This window comes from Pseudoalteromonas sp. J2K-J979, from assembly GCF_058169715.2.
In genome coordinates, this window is record NZ_CM200282.1 from 472,624 (window position 1) to 490,782 (window position 18,159).

The window sequence follows — 18,159 nt, forward strand, 5'->3', positions numbered from 1 at the left end:
GAATACGTAAGGAATACGTAAGGAATACAAATGAGTCACACAAGCGAAGAGTCTACTAAGCTTACCAATCGTCACATCATTGATGTTGCGATTAAACTCAGTGCCATTGCATTGATTGCAATATGGTGTTTTATGATAGTTAAGCCCTTCTTTTTAATTGTATTATGGGGAGCCATTTTAGCGGTCGCTTTGCACCCTTTACATAACAAACTTAGCAAAAGCCTCCAAGGCAGTAAAAATCTGGCTTCTGTTATCATTGCCGTTGTGGGTACGTCACTGATTGCGGTGCCTTCGGTCAATATTGCCTCCTCAGCGTTTGATTCTGCCCATCATGCTTATACCGCCCTTGAAGAAGGCACTTTGACCATTCCACAAGCGAATGAAAAAATTAAAGAGTGGCCATTAGTTGGCGAAAAAATGTATCAACTTTGGCAAGACGCTTCGAAAGATCTCGAAAAAGTCGCACGACAGTTCTCTGAAGAAATTAAAGAGTTTTCTGGCACCTTACTTCGCGCTATTGCGGGCATTGGTGGCGGTATACTGCAATTTATTATTTCATTAATCATTGCAGTCGTGTTTATGACTAAGTCAGAGCTAATGCATCAAGGGTGCAGCCTTTTTATGCGGAGGTTAATGAACGAAAATGGTGAAAGAGCCATCAATACCACCATCGCCACGATTCGCAGCGTAGCAAGCGGTGTATTAGGTGTGGCTGTTATTCAAGCCATTTTATCAGGGATTGGTTTACTAATTGCCGATATTCCTGCTGCCGGGCTTTGGGCAATAGCCGTGTTAATTTTAGCTATCGCGCAATTACCCCCTATTTTAATTTTAGGACCTATCGCGGCGTATTACTTTTCGGTTGCCGATACAACACCAGCCGTTATTTTCTTAATTTTCAGTATTGTGGTCAGTATGAGCGATGCAGTACTCAAGCCCTTATTGCTTGGCCGGGGCATGGATATTCCGATGATCGTCATTTTATTAGGCGCGATTGGCGGCATGTTACTGTATGGCATTGTCGGATTATTTATTGGCGCAACCTTGTTAGCTTTAGGCTACGAATTACTACAAGATTGGCTTAATCACGCGCAACACGCTCCCCCGCAAAATGCACATCACGGCTGAGCAAACATATAAACATTAGCATTTTAAATAATTTAATAACGAGCAAAGTATGACTGAACACGATAATCAAGAAAAAAACGTAACGTCTGTAGACACCGTTGAGCCTGTAAAAACAGAAAAAGCCGACTTTACCCAAAAACTGACTAAATGGATTTTACTGATTTCGTTAGTTTATTTTGTTTGGTACGTCGTCAGTGACCGTTTAGCCCCTCAAACCAGTGAAGCACGCGTCCGTTCTTTTGTCATTCCTATCGTGCCTGAAGTTCCGGGCAAAATTAGCAAAATCCATATTGCTGGCGATAAAGCAGTCAAACAGGGCGAGTTATTATTTGAAATTGAAGATTATGATTACCAACTTGCTCTCGAACAAGCTCAAGGTAACCTTGAGCTTGCCGGGCAGGATGTGGGCGCCAATACCGCGGCGGTGGCTGCAGCCAAAGCCAATGTCGAAAAAGCAAAAGCCGATTTAATTGCCAAAGAAGCCAACGCGAACCGAATTTTTGCTGTCGAAGCAAAAGGCGTCGTCTCAAAAGCACAAGGAGATCAAGCCCGTGGTGTGTTAGCCGCAGCGCAACAAAATGTACTCAACACTCAAGCATCTTATGAACAAGCTCAAAAACAACTCGGTCAAGAAGGGCAAAAAAATGCCAAAATTCAAAATGCATTAGCTGCGTTATCGCAAAGCCAACTGAACTTAGCTCGTACCAAAGTGACAGCCCCGAGTGACGGTGTCATTTCTTATGCAAAAATTAATGTCGGGCATTATGCTACTGTTGGTAGCAAAATTATGACCTTCATTGACACTGATTATTTTTGGATTGAAGCCTCATACCGCGAAAACAACTTAGGCAATATTGAAAAAGGCAACCCTGTTGATATCGTCTTAGACTCTGCGCCTGGTCATATTTTTAACGGTGAAATTGTCAGTGTCGGTTACGGTGTAAGTTTTGATAAAAGTGTTCCAGGCGAGTTGCCGACCCCTCAAAAATCAACTGGCTGGATGAGAAGTGCGCAGCGTTTCACCGTGATTATTAAATTTGATAAATCAGTCAATAAGTCCTTATTACGTGAAGGTGGCCAAGCCGATGTAATTACTTACACAGGTGACAACTGGATATTAAACACGCTAGGTAAAGCATCCATCTGGATCACGAGTAAATTGGCTTATTTGTATTAATTCACACAACAATGCGTTTAAAGGTACCCTATTATGACCTTTATTAATCAGTATGTGGGCCGATTGGCCCCCTCCGATATAAAAAGCTTACGACTGATTGTTGGCGTGGTGTTAGCTGTGGCTATTGCATTTGGCTTTAATTGGCCGTTTGCTTTCATCATGCCTGTATTTGTGGCTAAATTCTTAAGTAATAACACACCCAAAGTGCCATTTAATAAACTGGCATCGCTATTTTTAATTGTGGTGATCGCCATTTTGTTAGGCAGTCTGTTAACACGTATGTTATTACCTTTTCCTGCCGTGTTTATTCTGATTATCACCTTATTGATTTTTTGGATTTCGTATTGGAATAATTCCGGCGGGAATGAACTGGTGATCACCATGTTGTTAGTAGGATTAACTGCGATGCCTGTATTAGGCGTCATTGATCTTCGCTTAGCCCAAGTATTTACCTATGGGTTTTTATTTTCATGTTTTATGTCACTGTTATTGACCTTGGTTATGCACGAGTTGATCCATGATAAGCCAGATGCTTCGACGTCTTTACAGCACCATGAAAAATCAAGCCATAGCGATGAAAATAGATCCTTACCCAACAAGCCCACAGCCATTAAGCTAGCACTGATCAGCACCTTGATGATCATGCCTGTTGCAGGGTTCTTTTTAGCGACAGAAAACACCTCAATACTGGTATTAATTTTTGTTGCTATTTTGGCGCAAAAACCCGATTTAGTGGCCGGTATTAAGGGTTCAAAAGCATTATTAGTTGGCAATACTCTCGGTGGGATTATCGCAGTGCTACTGTATAATTTACTGCAAATTGCGCCTAACTTTTCGTTTTTATTGCTGTTATTTGCACTCAGTACAGCACTATTATCACTGTTGATTTTCAACGAAAAACCCACAGCGCCCCTGTATGCGATGGCACTGGGTACAGTGATTATATTGGTTGCAGGTGCAAGTTCCGGCGCATCAGATGCCGACGAGAAGTTTTATGCCCGCATCATCCAAATCGGTTGTGCGTGTGGTTATATTGTCTTGGCCACTATTTTAGCTAACCCTTTGCTGAAAAGACTCAGTCAAACCTAAAACGGACTAACCCAAGTGCACACGTTTGAGTGTTCGCTTGGGTTTTTATTTTCTCCCCTTCCTACTAACTCTGACCAATGAAGTAATCACAGCAAAACAACGCCAAGCCAAACGTGCCAAGCGCTGCAAACCCGCTTGAATTATTATGCGAACTGTTCGACGATCTGGTTAGCAACAAGAACAACCGACAAGGCGAGCAGCCCCGACATTAAATAGTTTAAAGCAATTCGGCTTTTTGGACTGTTAAGCGCATTTTTTAGCTACGAGCCAAACATTAACCAAACACCCGCACATGGGAAAGAAATCAAGAAAATGTAGCCACTATCATTAAGTTTTGGCTGATGAATTTTGTTTTATATCCTGAGCGACCAGTTCTTCTCTTAATCCATCATGCGCATGGTGGCGCTCAATAATGCGTTTACTTGCGTGCTCTTGCCTTCATTAAATAAAGCTAGAACAGCAGGCCTGTTTGTTGGCTTTGTTAAATGTGCGATGTTCATCCGAGCGGATATTACGCATGGAACAAACTAAAAAGCCGCTCGCACTGGAGGGCACGAACGGCTTGGGGTAATACTGCTTAACTTTATTATTCCACCACTAAAGCGCGTCCTTTTCGTTGCCCAATAGGCGCAACAGCCCTCACATTTTCAGCTGATGTGGGTGGTTCTGCGGAGTCATAAATATGCCAACGTCCGTCTTCATCTTGATATTCAATAGCAATCCCGGGATAAGGCGTAAATGCATTGAGCTTTGAGTTTTCAATACGCGCAGCCACACTCGGTAAACGATAAAAGCGTCCTGCATGGCTGAGCTTGGCTAACTCTTTAAAACCCACTAAGGCGGCAAAACGCTGCCAATCAGCTGCTCGTTGTTGTTGCATTTTTGGTGTAAATTGACCACTTTTAGAGTTGTACACGGCCCCTTGTTGGTTATACGCCAGCTCCCATGGGGCCTGATGCCAAGCGCGCTCTGCCAGCGCCAGTAAACGCGGATACATCATGTATTCTGCTTGGCTGTCGCTGCGCATTAACTCTGACCATAAATGCCCCTGTATCCCATAAAATGGCTTTTTCCTGACAGATTGTCGGTCATCAGCGCTGTAATCATGGGCCTTCACTGATTGCCAAATTTCTGCATGGGCGGGCAAATTGTCAGGCATAAAATCAAACACTTTTTGACTGTCGACCGCGCGGCTCGCCCAGTGGTTTCCCGGCTCTTGTGGGTGCGATTGATATGGAAAATCAAAATAGGTGACATCTGGGCTCGATAGCACCACATCCCAACCTTGGTTGGCGTGTTGGTGTGCCACAGAGTGACCATTTTCACTCAATGTCGCCCACGCATTCGATTGGACATGTGTCGGCATGTTTGACACATTCACATCACTCATACCATCGCTCCAGCCCGCTACTTTCAGCCCTTTTTTTGCCACCATCGCACTGACTTTTTCAATAAAATAACCATTAAACGAGTGAAGTTCAGGGTGTTGCTTTTTAAGCGCTGCGCAACTGGGTGAGTTCACCCAAGCGCCTGCGGTTTCATCGGCACCAATATGGTAGGTTTTAAACGCGACTCCTGCTTGTTGGTGCAGCACCTTCACTTCATCTAAGACTTTGTTTATAAAGTGATAGGTTGAGTCTATGCATACATTCAACGTATTATCATTATAGTGTTGAATAGAGCTGTATTTAGTGGTATCGCTTGGCTCAACTAACCGATATTCAGCAGCTTCTTTGGCTTTTCCTTGAGCTTGTAGACGCGAAAAACGCGCTTCCATGGCAATCATGGCAGCTCGCGAGTGCCCAGGCATATCAAGGGATGGGATCACTTCAATAAAATGCGCTTGAGCTGCGCGTAAAATTTCGATGTAATCATCTGCGCTGTAAAACCCATTGATTGATGCATCTTGATCTAACCCGGCACCTAATTGAGGCAATAAACATTGCTGCTCTGTGACATCGAAACAGCGAGTAGCCCCCACGTCAGTAAGCTCGGGCAAACCATTGATGGCTAAGCGCCAGCCTTCGTCATCAGCTAAATGCAGGTGCAGTTTATTGAGTTTATACGCGGCCATTTGTTCGAGCGTATCGAGGATAAATTGCTTCGAACGAAAATTACGGGCCACATCTATGTGCATACCGCGAAAGGCGTAGCGTGGTGCATCATTCATCGTCAGTGCGGGTACCACTAAGTTGTCTAAACTGACCAATCCCGCAATGCTTTGCAGTGCATAAAACACCCCGTTTGTGGCATTAGCACGAATGGTTACTTGCGACGATTCAAGTGTTAGTTGGTAAGCCTCATTTGCCTGCGTCCCTAAGTCGAGAGAAATGACAACGGGGATCCCTTGGGCATTTTGCGAAATACCCAGTCGTTCCAAACGGTCAATGGCCGCACTCAGCTGCGCTAAAATTGTCGGATTGCCTTTGAACTGCAGCCCTTGCGCTAAATTAACCTTGGGCTGCTTTAAACGCGTTAGTTGCTGCGGTTTGGGGATCAAACTCAACGGCGCTTCGCTTAAGATAGGGCGTTGATAATGGTCGTATAAATACTGCGATCCCATCCAAGGCGTAGCATCATCCTGTGATGTATGTAATTGCTCGACGGTTAAAAATGGCGCGAGGTACGGCTGTGTTTCCAATAGTGTCTCTGGATCTTGCTTTACTTTGGTACTCGCTATCACACGGCTTTGTAGCCCTTCGCTGGCCAATATATAGTTTGGCAAAAACTCTGAGCGGGTAATTTGCGAGGCTTGAGTATAAAACTCAATACTCAGTGGTGTATTGGCTGTTAGCCCGCCAAACGCCGCTGTTGGGCTCAGCTGATGTAAATCGCCATTAAGGTGGGAAATGGTTAATTCACCCACTTCGCTGAGGTAGATTGGCATGAGTTGGCTAAAGTAAATCGCCCAATCAGTACGATTCACGTTAAAGGGGGCTTGCAGCGTCAAACGCGAAAGGTAACATTGCGCTTGATGAGGGGCAGGACACGATTTAGGTTTGGCTGAAATCAATTCATAGTGCACGGATAAATTCGCAGCCAAAGTATCTAACTCATGCTGTGTCGGTGCCACTGCCTGTACTTTTACGCATATTAAGCACAATAAAGCCTGTAAACCTAATATTTGCTTACGCATATGTCACCTCTTGCTGTACTTGTCTGGCGATATAATTGTTATATAACGCATGACTGCCTAATAATGGGGCATTGTCGCCTAATTCACTTACGCGAATATCTAGCGATGCTAAAATAACAGGGTTAACTAAATCGACTAAATGCCGCTGAACACTGGGTAAGAAAAACGGTGCAGATTGCGCCACAGATCCCCCCAGCACCACCACATCCGGATCAAACGCTAGCACGACATGAGCAATAGCATGGGCCAAATGAAATCCAAAGTCGTCAAATAGCTGCAAAGCTTGTGGGTCGCTATTCAGTGCTTGCTGATAGATAGTTTTCCCAATCAAACCTTGGCGCTTAAAATATTGCCCTGAGGTAAAGTGTTCAATGATCCCTTGTTGGTAGCTAAAGCTGCCAAACTCGCCTGCGGCGGCATGTTTGCCAGTGTATAATGCACCATTTAAAATCAATCCAGCCCCTAAACCTGTGCCTAAACAAATCCCTATCAAATTCGTCTCATGATCATATTCACCCTGACAGAATTCTCCCATTGCAAAGCAGTTGGCATCATTATGAACTAATACGGGCAAATTAAATGCCTGACCAAGCACATGTTTTAACTGTACGTTTTTCCAATTAGGGATGTTGACCGTTTCAATAACTTCCCCTGTCTCCATCACCACCATGCTCGGCACACCAACTACGATCGCCTCGCACGTTTCATCAATGACTTGCGCTATGATTTCGCACAAAAAATGATTTGTTTGCTCTTTTGTAGCCGCGCCATCGACATCAAAATATGCCTTACTTTTAATTTCATTGGCCGACACTTTAGCAACCAATGCTTTGGTGCCGCCTAAATCGACACACAATAACGTTTGTGACATTACAGACCCTTTTGTCCTAAAAAAATACACCCAGCGCGTTTTATTAACTATTTTGCGCCAAAGGGGCCGTTTTCTCTGCTGTTTTAACCGCAACCCGATGATTTGTTACCAATGGTTTAGCCCAAAGCCCAACACTCAATATGTATCCAAGTGGGATTAAGAGGATCAGCAGAGACATTTGTAAATTGCCCGAAAGATCACTGATAGCCCCAACGATAGGCGGAGCGATTGCACCGCCAACAATCCCGGTACATAAAATCCCCGACACCGCACCATGACCTTTAGTTACAGAATTGAGTGCCAACGAAAAAATCACCGACCACATAATGGATAAGAAAAACCCCACGCCCGCAAAGGCCAACATTGCAAGGTCTTTATTGGCAAAGAGTGCTGTCATTAAGCTCGCAAATGCACCGACGCTAAAAGCTATCAATACGTGTTTTGCATCAAAAATCTTTAATAAAACAATCCCGAGCAAACACCCCAAAGTCAGGAACAGCCAAAACTGACTCACCACTTGTGCGCCTTGCGTACTCGGATCGACTTGGTGGTAACGCTGTAAAAAGACTGAAATAGAATTCGCGACTCCTTGCTCCAGCGCTACATAGGCAACAATGGCGAAAAAGAACTTAATCACTGTGGCATCTTTAAATAACACTAAGCTATGGCTTAAATGGCTGCGTTCACTGCAGGTTCGGTCGGCGTTGCTATCAATACGCATCACACTGATGACCACCAACATAACTAAACACAGCAACGCAAATAACACATACATGCTCAACCACGTCATGTTGTCCGGTACTAACTGTAACAACCATGCTGTACTGGCGTTGTCTGTTGTAATAATTGCGCTGTACACTAAAGGAGATAAAGTAGCTGCTGCGCCAAACATTAACTGTGCAAGCACCGACAGCACAGCAAAATGTTTAGCCCCGCCACTGCTCCTAAGTAGTGGGTTAATCGCAACTTGTAATAACGCCATTGCCGTGCCAATTAAAAACAAGGCCACCATGGCTATTGCGAAGACAGGCCACATGACAAATAGACCACTGCCGCACAAGGCGAGTAAAAATGCCACCAGCATGACCCTTTTTTCTCCAAACATTTGCACCAATATTCCTGCTGGGATCGACATCACGCCATACGCGGCAAAAAAGGCAAACGGAAAAAAACCCGCCAAGGTTAAGCCAATGTCATAGCTTTGGATAAGTGCTGGAAAAATAGGTGCCAGTAAATTGGTTATAAACGAAATAACAAAAAAGGTGGCAATAACCAACAGCACAACTAAATAGTTTTTTTTCATACTAAATTTCCTAAAAAAGTGAAGAGAGTGGTGATTGCAAACTGTTTGTGGGCAGACAAACAAAATGATTCAAGGGTATTTGATTAATCACCACTCTTAATGAGGAGAGAGGGAGCTCTCAAACTATTGATGTCTAGTCTGACAGTTGAAACGGGCTTGTGCGGCACTCAACTATGGAATTTTGATACTTTTCAACCCTCTTTATTTCGTAAATCGTTAAACTGGTGACACTGTTACAAGTTTCAGCAAAATCAATCACTCTATAAGTGATGAATTATTGTTTTATCACGGCTTTATTTACATTAAACCTAGCCAAAATTGAGTATTAAAACGGTACGCAGCACACAACCTCTGATAGTTATCTATCCATTTCACACAATTTTTTTATACTGAACCTTAAAATTAGCGCATTAAATAAACGCAACAACGATAGATTAATACCAAAGGAGAATAGAGAGGTATCACTCAGTTTGATACAAACTGTTCAAATAGTATTTACATTTTTAGCAAGCCAAGGAACGAATCATGCGTGCAATGTGCGAAAAAGTCATCCCGAATACCAACTCGTCATGGCGCTATTGCAAATACAGCTTAGATTTCATTCCTTTTAATTGGCACTATCACCCTGAATACGAAATTTGCTTAACACTAAATAGCAAAGGGGTCTGCCATATTGGCGATTACATTGCACCTTATGCTGAACTCGATCTAGTGATCCTTGGGCCCGACTTGCCACACACTTGGCAGTCCTCACCCAATTCAGATAACACAGAGCAAGTTGTTCATGTGGCACAAATTCCAAAAAAATGGCTCAGTCAGCATGTGCTCAATAATCCAGAGCTGGCAGTATTAGAAGATTTATTAATTAGTGCGCAACGCGGGCTAAAGTTTTCAACTCAGACTGCCCGCATTGCTAAAACGTATTTTGAACAAATAGAACAAAGTGAGCCTTTTGAACAATACCTAGGTTTAATGGGATTACTGCGAGCAATGAGTAAAGAAACCCACACCAGTATTCTTTCGAGTGCGACTTTTTCAGTCTCTATCTACAATCATCAGGCACAAGATAAATTCGATAAAGTAATCGATTATATTTACCAACATTACACTGACTCACTGTGTGCAGAGCAATTGGCTACCATGGCACATATGAGCACCAATCATTTTCATCGCTTTTTTAAAAAGAGGATGGAGCGCACATTAACCGAGTTTATTAACCAACTTCGTATAGGTAAAGCGTGTAAATTGCTCGTCAACACTAACCAATCAATTACCTCGATTAGTGATCAGTGTGGGTTTAAAAATATCTCTAATTTTAATCGTCGTTTTTTAAATCTAAAAGAAAGCACGCCTAGCCAGTTTAGAAAGCGACTTAGACAAAAGTCATTAGTTTAAATCACCATACTGCAGCAAAATTCATTCTAAAAGTGGCAAACTTCCTAAAAAATGCTGATTTTAGTAGAGTTCAATGGATGAAACTTGACCACAACAAATTTAATGGGTACAACTTACTAGCCGATTATTTACAAAAATAAGGATGTACTGATGAAAGGTCGTTTACTTAGCATGCTTAGTGCACTGACGTTGACTGTGTCGGGTTGTTCACTTTTACCTATTGAAACGGATGTTAAAGAAGGATTTGTTCGCATTAAAAGCCAACATGATTATACACCGAATAGAGGTGAATCAATTTTTCTGTTTTGTCATAAACAACGGGTGATTGAACACGAAACTAACCGGGAATACCCAGCTGGGCAACACAATTTATGGGTCATGGTGAATGTGTCCGATGCTGTAAATAACGCTAGCGGGCGCGAAGCCGTAGTGAACTTCAATGTCAACCTTGCGGCAGGAAGAAAGTACATTTTTAACAGTGAAATGTTAGAAAAAAATGCAGAAATGGCGGTATGGATAGAAGATTTTGACAGTGCAGAAGTCGTCTCACCGATAGTTAAAACAACGCTTTTGAATCCAAATCTGGTTCCCTACCAGCTACGAAAGAAACAGTGTGAGAGCAGCAGCGTTTAACCACCTCTAGATAATAACCCCTTTGATGGCTGTTACTTGTGTTTAACAGCCAATAACCTTATTTTCAGTCCACATCAAATTAAGACAATGTTATGTGCTGAAGCTCTTCTTTTGAGAGTAATTCTTTGAGTCGAAGTTTGATGGCGTCGGCATCACCGCTGAGTTTAAAGTCATAACCTTGACCATTGTCATCTAAGATCACACTTAAATACTCATCAAGGACCGTCAGTTTCGAGATGCGTGCTATTTCTATGTTTACAGGCTCGCTGAGCATCGAGGGTGACACATGCTGATGACAGATGTTGAGGGTATTTTGATTACGTAAGAGTAATGATGTGAGTTGATTGGCAAGCTGAAATTCTCTTGATTGCTTAACTGCATACGTAATGAAGAATGACGTCCCAGAAAACGTCCCCAGTAGAAACACTGGGTAATCAAAGCCGACAAAAATAATAAAGGCAATACAAAGCAGCAAAAATACCACTCCCAGAATCAAACTAATACTTTGCCATTTATTTTCAAACATACATATCCTCTTCCATCACGTTTAGGTATGCCATCTCATTACACTCCCAACCCGCATTTTTAGTTATTAAGCTTATGACTAATTTATCACTGCTAAAATCTTAATACGTAAAATAGCGACCAATGACCAAAAACATTACATCGCTTCAACCATGGCTTTAATTTTGGCCGCTTTTTCAAAGTGATCGAGTTGATGGGTTTCAATCCACCACGTAGCTGCTTCCATTAATAATGTCGGATTATCATTTTTATTCGCAAAAAATGCGTAAAAAGAGACTCCAACTGACTCCCCTTTTGCGGCTATTTTCTTATCACAAACGGTGATGATTTTTTGTTTCAATATTGGATTCATTATGTATGTCTTATTCGTGTGAGGAATCACTGGGATTAAATACTTGCTGGCAGCGTAACTCAACCGTGTTACCTTGCAGATCATTGATATAAATAGACTGAGTAAAGTCCATTGCAACAGATCAATCGCATTATATTTTCAGCAACGATAAACTTTAAGTCGGATTTTAATGAGAATATACAAGCTCAATTCTTCTTTAACTCAATAAGAGCATACCTGCATAAAAACCGGCGTACAAGGCGTTTGCCATGATTAGCTTTATAAAAAAAGTTCCACTACCAAAATTACAACTCCCAAACAGTGTAAAGTAAATCGTCATTAAATTATTGAATAAAAAACAATACATATAACTTCAAAAATGCGTTTGATGATGATGGTTGTGAGATTAATACCAATCTTTTTATCACCTACCCTCCGTATAATTAAGCTAAAACCAACCATCCTAGCTCTTGCACCACAAATATTATTCTAATTTACAACTCTGTGCTGAAATTATAACTTACAATATCTGAATAATAAGTGCGTCGGTTTTTTTTACACAAATATCCTTTAGACTAAAACCATAATTGTAATGCATTGAAATAAAACAAATAAAAATACTGGCTTGATTATTGCAAAATATTTAAAAGTTAAAGAATTGCCTACATCAACAGGACCAAAACATTATGTTAAGAAAAATTATCGCTAGTCTTTTCGTCAGCGTAGCTTCATTTTCAGCCTTAAGCTCTCCAATTACCTTAGACTCGAGAAGTATTGATTCTACTTTAGATAATACTGACTTCATTAGCTCATGGAACAACCAAACATCATTAATAAACTCACAAACATTAAGTTCTTTCAACAATCACCAGACAGGCAATAGTGCAATCAATCGATTATCTTTCGATTTTAGTTTAGCTAGTATTGGCTCCTGGGGCTTTCAAGCAGGGTTAGATGCAGGTTTTGGTGCTGCTTTTTATTTAGATGGAAACCTCATCACTAACCGTACCGATGATTTATGGTGGCAGTCAAGTTGGTTTAATGCAGATGTCATCAGTGCAACTGATGTCTCAATTTCTTCAGGCAACCACACATTTGAAATTTACTGGGCTGAAAACTGTTGTAATGGACCTAGTAGCGTTCGTTTTACGGCTGACGGTCAAAACTGGCAAGCATTAACTTCAGAAAATTTGAAGTCATCATCAGTGCCAGAGCCTTTAAGTTTTGCTCTACTCGGCCTCGCTTTAATAGGTTTCAGCTTTAGTAGAAAACAGCTTTAATTCATTTCCTGCGTCTTTTACCCTAAAGTGTGAAAGACGCAAATGACTCGCTACTTACTCCGTTGGGAAATGACTTTAAAGACTTACATTAAGTACTGATAAATTTATAAAACGTAAATTCAGTTTGTTTTCCCTTCCGTTCAAAAAATAAGAAAAAGACCGTCAGTTTCTAAAATATTGTTAAGCCAATCAAATTACTATGGGTTAATATTTTTCTTTAATACCGAACTTGGCAACAACTCTTAAAGCTAATTGTATGAAGTTTGATCAACGCAATGCAAAAAACTAAATTTTAATAATTAATAGTTCGCCAATTTTAATTTATTAGTTACAATCTAAGCCTGATTTGGATATCACACTTTTTGGACTCACGGATGCAGACCACCTATTTAGAAGCTAAGCCCTTAGCGGCTGCTTTTTTTATCGTATTATTTATTACTACACTCTGTGCAGCTATCGCACTGCTATTTACCAATACCCCACATCTGACTTTTGGATTACTCGGTTGTGCAGGGATATCAATCATTCACGCAAACCATCGTTTAGGACGTTATAAAACCAAGCAACACGCATTTAGGCAACGTATGCTCTGCGTCGTGCTGTTTACTGTTTTCTTGTTCTCAATCACCTTGATAATTAAGTGATCGGCACTGAGTGAGACGAATAACTCAATAAATATTCTTTTTGCAAATAGAGAATGTGGCAGTTTTTACCTACACTGAAATATTTAGGCGCATTAGGCTAACAATGAAACTCAGGCATTCACTCCATTTATCCCAGTTATTCAGTGTCTTAACCTTAATAGTTTTTGTGACCTGTGCATTTTTTCTCTATAGAAATGATTCACAAGCCACACTCATTCATCAGCAATTACTCAGCTTACAAAAAGCAATGTATAATGTCACATCGTTAGATACTGAGTTTTTAAACAATAAGGGCGCTGATACGACTCAACAAATCGAGCAACATTTTCAAACTTACTTACAGACAAAAATATTGTTAAGTGAAAGTTTAGTTAAAACCCGAACCCCTATTCTGTTATTAGAGCAATTAGATTCTTCAGTAAAAGAGTACCAAAAAACACTTTACAAAATCATTGACTTACAAAAAGAAATTGGTTTTACAGAAGAATTAGGGCTCAGAGCAAAATTTAGACATGCTGTCCATGCATTGCAAACCTACAGTCAAAACCTTAACGATAAAACATTCGAAATATTAATACTTGAAATTCGCAGACGCGAAAAAGACTACTTATTAAGAATTGATGAGCAGTATCTAACGTTACATAAGTCGTTAATCAATCAAGCTAAAAGCTATCAGAGCAACCAACTGGGCGCGACATTAATAGCCGATTATCAACAAGCATTCGAACGATATTTAATTCTACGCAGAGAGCAAGGGCTCAATACACACAGTGGGTTGATAGGTCAAAATTTTCTCACCAAAAAAAGTATTGAAGAACAAACCGCCAGCCTGAGTAAAATGATTAACCACACGCTAGAGCAATACACTTACAATACGCTCATAACAGCTTTAATCATTCTCTTTGTTTCCATTTTTAGCACGATTATTTTATCTAGCTTAATTCATCGCCGAATTGCCGAAAGCTTTTTTAAAATGAACTCGTTGTTGGCTAAAATTACCACAGATAATAACTTTGTATTGCGTTCTGATTTAAAGGGAGATGATGAATTAACTGAGTTTTCGAATAATCTTAATGAACTGATTAGCCATGTAGAAGAGTTGCTCGCCAAGTTAAACAAAGCCCAAGACCGCCTCGTAGAAGACGCTAAAATGGCCAGTTTAGGAACCATGGTCAATGGCTTTGCTCACGAGCTTAACACGCCATTAGGCATTGTCATCACATCAGAGTCTCATCTAAGGCATAAACTGCAAAATTTAAAACTCAAGTTATCTGACGGTACATTAAAAAAAGAGCACCTCGACACCTTAATAAATGAAGCAGACATGGGATTAAACTTAATGGAGTCCAATTTAGAACGTTGTGCGTCGCTCATTACCAATTTTAAGCAAATCGCAGTCCATCAACAATACGATGAATTAGTGGAGTTTAACCTTTTAGACCAAATAAAAAGCGTTTTCCAATCCTATAACCATGAATTAAACAAACATAATGTCACATTTGAACTCAATATCCCTGATAATTTGCTCGTCCATAGTTATATTGGCGCATTTAATCAAATCATAGGCATGTTAATCAACAATAGTTTAAAACATGGCTTAATACCTGATAAAGCCCTCCATATTGAAGTACTGATCAAATTAGTATCCGGTGCGTTGCATTTTCGTTTCTCTGATAATGGCATCGGAATCGAAGAAGCAATGTTAAAAAGAGTATTTGACCCATTCGTCACCACTAAGCGCGGTGCAGGGGGGACAGGATTGGGACTGAGTATTATATACAGCCTAGTTACACAAAAGTTGCAAGGGGAATTAGAACTACAAAGTGTTGCAGGTGAAGGAATTGTGTTTTATATGCACTTAGCGAATATTGACTATCGCTATTTTTTTGAAGATAGCTAAAAGTGGGAAGCCCAGAAAACGATGATTAAGGGCCACTGAATAATTACGCAGTGTAAAGCGTGTACACTCTCTGATATTCGCAGAATAAAAACAATAAAATTAAAATAAATACAACATCTTATATAAATATAAAATCATCGACGGCTACCTATCGACTTTCATCGATAAGTAGCCGTATATTTTGTGCCTAAAATAATAAAATACCATTTCAGAAATTGAACAGCCACGTTGACCTGGGTTTAGTCTCGTTGGTATAAAGCTTCAATGGTACTCGACGCTAATGAGTTAGCATTGATCATATAACCGGCCAATGCTCCTGATGCGTCAGCGGGTAATTCAAGCTTTTCGACTGATAACGCATGGACAGTAAACTGATAACGATGCACACCATGACCTTGCGGTGGGCATGCCCCTCCAAACCCTTTGATACCATAATCATTAGCGATATGATTGGCCTCACTGATCTTCGCAGTTTCGCCAGCGCTGCCCGCACCTCGATCAAGTTCTGACGTTGATTTATTAATATTCACGACTTGCCAGTGCCACCAGCCGCTGCCAGTAGGCGCATCGGGATCATAGGCAGTGATAGCAAAACTCTTGGTGCCTTTTGGGGCGTTTTCCCATTTAAGATGAGGAGATAAATCGTCACCTGTGCAACCAAATCCTTTAAATTCATGTACCTTACTCATAAATTCACCTTGCTTAATATCATTGCTAGACAAAGTGAACGAAGCGGCAGAGACACTCGCTGACATCCCGAGAGCCAGAAATGAGGCAATCGTCATCGGTTTATTCATCATAATCATCCTTTTAAATTGTAAACTGAGTAATGAGTTCGGTACCCAACACATCAACTTTTATAAATAAAGCGCCATCAGGCAACGTAATGACAGCCAAACTATCATAGGAAAACAATCAATGCGTTGAGTGTTATGCACACAGAATGTACCATAAAGTTAATCTATTTAAATCGAATAAACAGAATGTTACACAGACTTTTTTCTTCAACGAAACAAGGAGCGTGGTCGGCAATCGCGATGATCATTATAATTGCTGTTGCCGGACCTGAGGTATTGATTAGTTTAGAGTTGATGGCTTTAGTTGAGATGATCGGCGCATCTACATTTGTCATGGCCTATATCAGTGGTTTTATGTTGTATCTGAGTCCTTGCTTGAAAAAGCTGGTCGATTTTGAGCGTCACAGTGATTGGTTTTACCCTAGCTGGACGGCGCTTAAAACTATGCCAAGCCTAGTAATTTACTGCTTGCCAGAGCGACTCACCACCCTCAGCTTTGTGGGTATGATGTTATCGGCAACCGCCTTGTTGTGTTGGCAACAGTTAATGCAATAGCTAGACGGTTCACATCAATAATACAGCCCACTCACCGGGCTTTGACTTAATGTGAAAGTAATGACAGCTCAATAACAGCTTTCAGCTCATTGAGCGCAGCCACAGAAAAACCACGGTCATAAAAGTACAAGATCTCACCCGCTCGGTTAATTAAAATCACTCGCGTATTATTCGGGTTTTCGTTACCAGTAAACTGTTGTACGGCATCACCGTCTTTATAAATGGTGATGACCCCGCCCCACATTTCTTTTGGGATCCCTTTGCGCATGCCGTTATCAATTAACGTACTAAACATACGCGGTGCCATGCCCTGAATAGTCGGTAATTCATACGTCGGCAGAATGGTATTTGTCATGTCCAAACCAATCAACCAACGGTCAATATCAAATTGGCTATCTTGTTTATAACCAATCAATAATAACGTCTGATCGTGATCAAAATCGTTAGGCAGCCTCATTACAATTTTTTCAAGGCTTTCACCTGACACATCCGGAAACGTCTTGCCAAGCAAGGATTGATTGGGGTACTGAGTCGAGCACCCTGATAAAACAAGCAGTAACAAACCATTTAGCATAATTTTTAACATTTAATATTCTCATCATAAGACTGATTTGGTTAATTTAATACGCATTAACTTGGCAATTCGATCGCCCTAAGATCAACGAACTATAAAAAATAGATGGTATCAATTTCTGATAGAACAAAGCGCAGTAAATTGATTTATAATTATTCGCCACTTTGTAACTTATGCCTCCCCTTGCACGGCATGATCTGCGTTTATTACCCAGTTGTTTTTTTTAAGGATCAGCGCAGCCCTTATTAGTCACTTTTTATATTTTATTTTAGATTAAACCTTAAGTTGGCTAGTTTTTAACCGCACATCTATAGTTACCCATGTTACAGCCGCTCTGACCATAGGAGTCAGAGTTAACATCGGGGATTTAACAATGCATAAACCATCTCATATTAAACGGTTAAGCATCTTAACCACATCATTGCTTCTGGGAACGGTCTCTTCCTTCTCATTTGCAGCCGAAATAGCCGTTATCGTCAATAAGGCCAATAACGCCTCACTCGACAAATCAACCATAGAAAAAATTTTTACTGGCCGAATGAAGTCATTTCCTGGTGGAAGTGTCGCCATTCCCATGAATGCAGCTAGAAGTATGGCAACAAGGGATGAGTTCAATCAAAATGTATTAGGTCGAACTAGCAATCAAATGAACGCTTACTGGTCAAAACTCGTCTTTACTGGCAAAGGTAATATGCCGATGGAGCTCGGATCTGACACAGAGATAATATCAACGATTTCTGCAAACACCGGAGCCATTGGCTATGTAAATGTCTCATCTCTTACTGATGACGTTAAGGTCATTGCCAAATTTTAGAGGCCTC

Annotated in this window: 17 protein-coding genes and 1 pseudogene; 10 read left to right on the forward strand and 8 right to left on the reverse strand. The window is 40.9% G+C overall.

Translation table 11 applies throughout. The annotated features are described in order from the left end of the window. The first annotated feature begins 30 nt into the window (after window positions 1-30). The 3 genes from AC3KVK_RS18590 to AC3KVK_RS18600 are packed head-to-tail and all read left to right on the forward strand — an operon-like array spanning window position 31 to window position 3,394. The gene (locus AC3KVK_RS18590) at window positions 31-1,128 is read left to right on the forward strand and encodes an AI-2E family transporter (RefSeq protein ID WP_490310158.1); all 1,098 of its coding nucleotides are present in this window, start codon (window positions 31-33) and stop codon (window positions 1,126-1,128) included. A 49-nt stretch (window positions 1,129-1,177) separates the two neighbouring features. Continuing rightward, window positions 1,178-2,305, forward strand: coding sequence for an HlyD family secretion protein (locus tag AC3KVK_RS18595; RefSeq protein WP_490310157.1), 1,128 nt, complete (start codon window positions 1,178-1,180; stop codon window positions 2,303-2,305). 33 nt (window positions 2,306-2,338) lie between these two features. After that, window positions 2,339-3,394: a DUF2955 domain-containing protein gene (locus tag AC3KVK_RS18600; protein WP_490310156.1), complete on the forward strand. Its 1,056-nt coding sequence runs from the start codon at window positions 2,339-2,341 to the stop codon at window positions 3,392-3,394. A gap of 348 nt (window positions 3,395-3,742) precedes the next feature. On the opposite strand, the pseudogene AC3KVK_RS18605 reads toward AC3KVK_RS18600, so the two are convergent. The 4 genes and pseudogenes from AC3KVK_RS18605 to AC3KVK_RS18620 all read right to left on the reverse strand — a co-directional run. Beyond that, window positions 3,743-3,826 (reverse strand): annotated as a pseudogene (locus AC3KVK_RS18605) (transposase); the annotation flags it as partial. 154 nt (window positions 3,827-3,980) lie between these two features. Further along, the gene (locus AC3KVK_RS18610) at window positions 3,981-6,530 is read right to left on the reverse strand and encodes a family 20 glycosylhydrolase (protein ID WP_490310155.1); all 2,550 of its coding nucleotides are present in this window, start codon (window positions 6,528-6,530) and stop codon (window positions 3,981-3,983) included. Beyond that, window positions 6,523-7,401: an ROK family protein gene (locus AC3KVK_RS18615; protein ID WP_490310154.1), complete on the reverse strand. Its 879-nt coding sequence runs from the start codon at window positions 7,399-7,401 to the stop codon at window positions 6,523-6,525. The genes AC3KVK_RS18610 and AC3KVK_RS18615 overlap by 8 nt, the downstream gene beginning before the upstream one ends. Window positions 7,402-7,444: 43 nt before the next feature. Beyond that, window positions 7,445-8,704 (reverse strand): MFS transporter, encoded by a 1,260-nt coding sequence (locus tag AC3KVK_RS18620; protein WP_490310153.1) that lies wholly within the window; start codon window positions 8,702-8,704, stop codon window positions 7,445-7,447. Between the two features lie 525 nt (window positions 8,705-9,229). Here AC3KVK_RS18620 and AC3KVK_RS18625 point away from each other — a divergent pair. Both AC3KVK_RS18625 and AC3KVK_RS18630 read left to right on the forward strand, forming a co-directional pair. Beyond that, window positions 9,230-10,099 carry an AraC family transcriptional regulator gene (locus AC3KVK_RS18625; protein WP_490310152.1) on the forward strand — a complete coding sequence of 290 codons (870 nt, stop codon included), beginning with the start codon at window positions 9,230-9,232 and terminating at the stop codon, window positions 10,097-10,099. Window positions 10,100-10,249: 150 nt separating this feature from the next. Next, complete coding sequence (locus AC3KVK_RS18630) at window positions 10,250-10,732, forward strand: hypothetical protein (RefSeq protein ID WP_490310151.1); 483 nt, start codon at window positions 10,250-10,252, stop codon at window positions 10,730-10,732. Window positions 10,733-10,811: 79 nt separating this feature from the next. Here the strand turns inward: AC3KVK_RS18630 and AC3KVK_RS18635 are convergent, their stop codons facing one another. Further along, window positions 10,812-11,258, reverse strand: coding sequence for a hypothetical protein (locus tag AC3KVK_RS18635; protein ID WP_490310150.1), 447 nt, complete (start codon window positions 11,256-11,258; stop codon window positions 10,812-10,814). Window positions 11,259-11,393: 135 nt separating this feature from the next. Next, a complete protein-coding gene (locus AC3KVK_RS18640) occupies window positions 11,394-11,609 on the reverse strand; it encodes a DUF6500 family protein (protein WP_490310149.1) in 216 nt (71 codons plus the stop codon). Between the two features lie 665 nt (window positions 11,610-12,274). On the opposite strand from AC3KVK_RS18640, the gene AC3KVK_RS18645 reads away from it, so the two are divergent. The 3 genes from AC3KVK_RS18645 to AC3KVK_RS18655 all read left to right on the forward strand — a co-directional run bounded on the left by AC3KVK_RS18645 (window position 12,275) and on the right by AC3KVK_RS18655 (window position 15,412). Further along, complete coding sequence (locus AC3KVK_RS18645; protein ID WP_490310148.1) at window positions 12,275-12,868, forward strand: CCXG family PEP-CTERM protein; 594 nt, start codon at window positions 12,275-12,277, stop codon at window positions 12,866-12,868. Between the two features lie 374 nt (window positions 12,869-13,242). Further along, window positions 13,243-13,512, forward strand: a complete 270-nt coding sequence (locus tag AC3KVK_RS18650) for a hypothetical protein (RefSeq protein WP_490310147.1) — start codon at window positions 13,243-13,245, stop codon at window positions 13,510-13,512. Between the two features lie 103 nt (window positions 13,513-13,615). Continuing rightward, window positions 13,616-15,412 carry a sensor histidine kinase gene (locus AC3KVK_RS18655; RefSeq protein ID WP_490310146.1) on the forward strand — a complete coding sequence of 599 codons (1,797 nt, stop codon included), beginning with the start codon at window positions 13,616-13,618 and terminating at the stop codon, window positions 15,410-15,412. Window positions 15,413-15,651: 239 nt separating this feature from the next. Here AC3KVK_RS18655 and AC3KVK_RS18660 read toward each other — a convergent pair whose 3' ends face one another. After that, window positions 15,652-16,209, reverse strand: a complete 558-nt coding sequence (locus AC3KVK_RS18660; protein ID WP_490310668.1) for a YbhB/YbcL family Raf kinase inhibitor-like protein — start codon at window positions 16,207-16,209, stop codon at window positions 15,652-15,654. Window positions 16,210-16,449: 240 nt separating this feature from the next. Between AC3KVK_RS18660 and AC3KVK_RS18665 the strand changes: the two genes are divergently transcribed. Then, the gene (locus AC3KVK_RS18665; protein ID WP_490310145.1) at window positions 16,450-16,764 is read left to right on the forward strand and encodes a hypothetical protein; all 315 of its coding nucleotides are present in this window, start codon (window positions 16,450-16,452) and stop codon (window positions 16,762-16,764) included. Between the two features lie 46 nt (window positions 16,765-16,810). Here AC3KVK_RS18665 and AC3KVK_RS18670 read toward each other — a convergent pair whose 3' ends face one another. Next, window positions 16,811-17,350: a hypothetical protein gene (locus AC3KVK_RS18670; RefSeq protein ID WP_490310144.1), complete on the reverse strand. Its 540-nt coding sequence runs from the start codon at window positions 17,348-17,350 to the stop codon at window positions 16,811-16,813. Window positions 17,351-17,711: 361 nt separating this feature from the next. Between AC3KVK_RS18670 and AC3KVK_RS18675 the strand changes: the two genes are divergently transcribed. Continuing rightward, on the forward strand, window positions 17,712-18,152 hold the full coding sequence (locus AC3KVK_RS18675; protein WP_490310143.1) for a type 2 periplasmic-binding domain-containing protein: 441 nt from the start codon (window positions 17,712-17,714) through the stop codon (window positions 18,150-18,152). Window positions 18,153-18,159 lie beyond the last annotated feature (7 nt).

Coding starts and splice junctions, on each gene's coding strand:
- AC3KVK_RS18675 (WP_490310143.1), top strand. CDS start 17,712: ATGCATAAACCATCTCATATTAAACGGTTAAGCATCTTAACCACATCA.
- AC3KVK_RS18600 (WP_490310156.1), top strand. CDS start 2,339: ATGACCTTTATTAATCAGTATGTGGGCCGATTGGCCCCCTCCGATATA.
- AC3KVK_RS18655 (WP_490310146.1), top strand. CDS start 13,616: ATGAAACTCAGGCATTCACTCCATTTATCCCAGTTATTCAGTGTCTTA.
- AC3KVK_RS18670 (WP_490310144.1), bottom strand. CDS start 17,350: ATGTTAAAAATTATGCTAAATGGTTTGTTACTGCTTGTTTTATCAGGG.
- AC3KVK_RS18610 (WP_490310155.1), bottom strand. CDS start 6,530: ATGCGTAAGCAAATATTAGGTTTACAGGCTTTATTGTGCTTAATATGC.
- AC3KVK_RS18635 (WP_490310150.1), bottom strand. CDS start 11,258: ATGTTTGAAAATAAATGGCAAAGTATTAGTTTGATTCTGGGAGTGGTA.
- AC3KVK_RS18660 (WP_490310668.1), bottom strand. CDS start 16,209: ATGAATAAACCGATGACGATTGCCTCATTTCTGGCTCTCGGGATGTCA.
- AC3KVK_RS18615 (WP_490310154.1), bottom strand. CDS start 7,401: ATGTCACAAACGTTATTGTGTGTCGATTTAGGCGGCACCAAAGCATTG.
- AC3KVK_RS18630 (WP_490310151.1), top strand. CDS start 10,250: ATGAAAGGTCGTTTACTTAGCATGCTTAGTGCACTGACGTTGACTGTG.
- AC3KVK_RS18645 (WP_490310148.1), top strand. CDS start 12,275: ATGTTAAGAAAAATTATCGCTAGTCTTTTCGTCAGCGTAGCTTCATTT.
- AC3KVK_RS18620 (WP_490310153.1), bottom strand. CDS start 8,704: ATGAAAAAAAACTATTTAGTTGTGCTGTTGGTTATTGCCACCTTTTTT.
- AC3KVK_RS18590 (WP_490310158.1), top strand. CDS start 31: ATGAGTCACACAAGCGAAGAGTCTACTAAGCTTACCAATCGTCACATC.
- AC3KVK_RS18625 (WP_490310152.1), top strand. CDS start 9,230: ATGCGTGCAATGTGCGAAAAAGTCATCCCGAATACCAACTCGTCATGG.
- AC3KVK_RS18640 (WP_490310149.1), bottom strand. CDS start 11,609: ATGAATCCAATATTGAAACAAAAAATCATCACCGTTTGTGATAAGAAA.
- AC3KVK_RS18595 (WP_490310157.1), top strand. CDS start 1,178: ATGACTGAACACGATAATCAAGAAAAAAACGTAACGTCTGTAGACACC.
- AC3KVK_RS18650 (WP_490310147.1), top strand. CDS start 13,243: ATGCAGACCACCTATTTAGAAGCTAAGCCCTTAGCGGCTGCTTTTTTT.
- AC3KVK_RS18665 (WP_490310145.1), top strand. CDS start 16,450: ATGATCATTATAATTGCTGTTGCCGGACCTGAGGTATTGATTAGTTTA.